This window comes from Pseudonocardia sp. KRD291 (assembly GCF_019263595.1).
Lineage (GTDB): Bacteria > Actinomycetota > Actinomycetes > Mycobacteriales > Pseudonocardiaceae > Pseudonocardia.
In genome coordinates this window covers 1-1,915 of record NZ_JADQDD010000499.1, presented here as the reverse complement: position 1 = coordinate 1,915, position 1,915 = coordinate 1, and the positions used below count along the sequence as shown (strand labels likewise).

Annotated in this window: 2 protein-coding genes; both read left to right on the top strand. The window is 74.7% G+C overall.

All coding sequences use genetic code 11. From position 1 onward, the window contains the following. The first annotated feature begins 187 nt into the window (after positions 1 to 187). The gene (locus I4I78_RS32190) at positions 188 to 742 is read left to right on the top strand and encodes a hypothetical protein (RefSeq protein WP_218615280.1); all 555 of its coding nucleotides are present in this window, start codon (positions 188 to 190) and stop codon (positions 740 to 742) included. 95 nt (positions 743 to 837) lie between these two features. Continuing rightward, on the top strand, positions 838 to 1,915 hold a 1,078-nt coding region (gene rlmN / locus I4I78_RS32185), incomplete at its 3' end, for a 23S rRNA (adenine(2503)-C(2))-methyltransferase RlmN (protein WP_218615279.1).

Here is a 1,915-nt window from a genome sequence, read left to right as displayed (position 1 = left end):
GTGGTGGGGCCGCGCCGGGATCGGTGACATCCGGACGTGCGGCCGGTTCGGGTACGTCCAGCCTGCCACAGCGGCACGACGCGCCGTCGCAGCTCCGAGGCCCGACGGGCGCCCCGGTGACGGCGCGGCGGGCCCGGCGCCCGGCAGGGCAGTGCCGGTGCCCGCACGGGCTCGCTACCGTGGACCCATGCCCCACACCGTGCGAGCGGCCGTCGTCGGCGTCCCCGTGCCGAGCCTGGAGATCGTGCTCGGCACCCTGGCCTGGGTGGTCGGCGCGGCCGGCCTGGACGCCGGGGCGGGGACGTTGCTGGTCGCGCTGGGTCTCGGGCTGGCCGGTTGGCTGTGGAGCGTGCGGCACCGCAGGCGCGCGATGGCGGTGCAGCTGCACCCGGCGCGCAGGACCCGGATGCAGCGCCTGATCGCGGCCGGGGTGATCGGGCTGTTCCTGTTCCCGATCCTGCTGTCGCTGATCAGCTACGGCGAGCTCGGCACAGCACTGTCCGCGGCGCTCATCGGCGTGCTGCTGATCATGGCGTCGACGGTGCTGGAGGAACGTTCGCTGGTCGCCGTCGGTGCGCTGGTGCTGGTGCTGGCCGCGGTGGGTGCGTTCCTGGCGCTGAACTCGCCCGGGGTGTCGCAGTCCCAGCCGGTGATCGGTCTGGGCTGCGGGCTGGTGCTGTGGGTGGCCGGGATGCGCCGTCTGGGCCTGCTCGACGAGCTGCGCCGCCGCGTCCGTCGCTGAGAGCAGCGTGCGGAACGAGCATCGACGCTGAGACGGGCCCCGTCCCGCTCCGCCGATCGGGGGCCGCGGCCGGGGACTGGCACACTGGGGGGGTCATGACTGCCCTCCCGCTGGTGTTCGACGCCCCGCGCCGTGCCACCCCGCCGCGCCATCTCGCCGACCTCGACCCGTCCGACCGCGCCGAGGTCGCCCGGGAGATCGGCGTACCCCGGTTCCGGCTCGACCAGCTCGCCCGGCACTACTTCGGCCGCCTCACCGCCGACCTCGAGGCGATGACTGACCTGCCCGCCGGTGCCCGCGAGACGCTCTCCGGACTTCTCCCGGCCCTGGTCACGCCGGTCACCGAACGCAGCTGCGACGGCGGCGCCACCCGCAAGACGCTCTGGCGCGGCCACGACGGCACGCTCGCCGAGTCGGTGCTGATGCGCTACCCCGGGCGCGCGACGGTCTGCGTGTCCAGCCAGGCCGGCTGCGGCATGGCCTGCCCGTTCTGCGCGACCGGCCAGGGCGGGCTGCAGCGCAACCTGTCCACCGGTGAGATCGTCGACCAGGTCCGCCAGGCCGCCGCCGCGGCCCGCGACGGCGCGCTCGACGAGCCGGCGCGGCTGTCCAACGTCGTGTTCATGGGCATGGGCGAGCCGCTGGCCAACTACAAGCGCGTGATCGCCGCCGTCCGCCGGATCACCGAACCCGCCCCGGACGGGCTGGGCATCTCGGCGCGCGGGGTCACGGTGTCGACGGTCGGCCTGGTCCCGGCGATCGACAAGCTCACCGCGGAGGGCCTTCCGGTCACCCTGGCGGTGTCGCTGCACACCCCGGACGACGAGCTGCGCGACACCCTCGTCCCGGTGAACAACCGCTGGAAGGTCGCCGAGGTCCTCGACGCGGCGCGCCGCTACGCGACGACGACCGGGCGCCGGGTGTCGATCGAGTACGCCCTGATCCGCGACGTCAACGACCAGCCCTGGCGCGCCGACCTGCTGGGCAAGCTGCTGCGGCAGCACATCGGCACGTCGCGCGTGCACGTGAACCTGATCCCGCTCAACCCGACCCCGGGCAGCGAGTGGGACGCGTCCCCGCGCCCGGTGCAGGACGAGTTCGTGGCCCGCGTGCAGGCCTCCGGCGTCGCCTGCACCGTCCGCGACACCCGCGGGCAGGAGATCGACGCCGCCT

Bases quoted from the DNA above. Each gene is read 5' to 3' on its own strand.
- I4I78_RS32190 (WP_218615280.1), top strand. From the start codon at position 188: ATGCCCCACACCGTGCGAGCGGCCGTCGTCGGCGTCCCCGTGCCGAGC.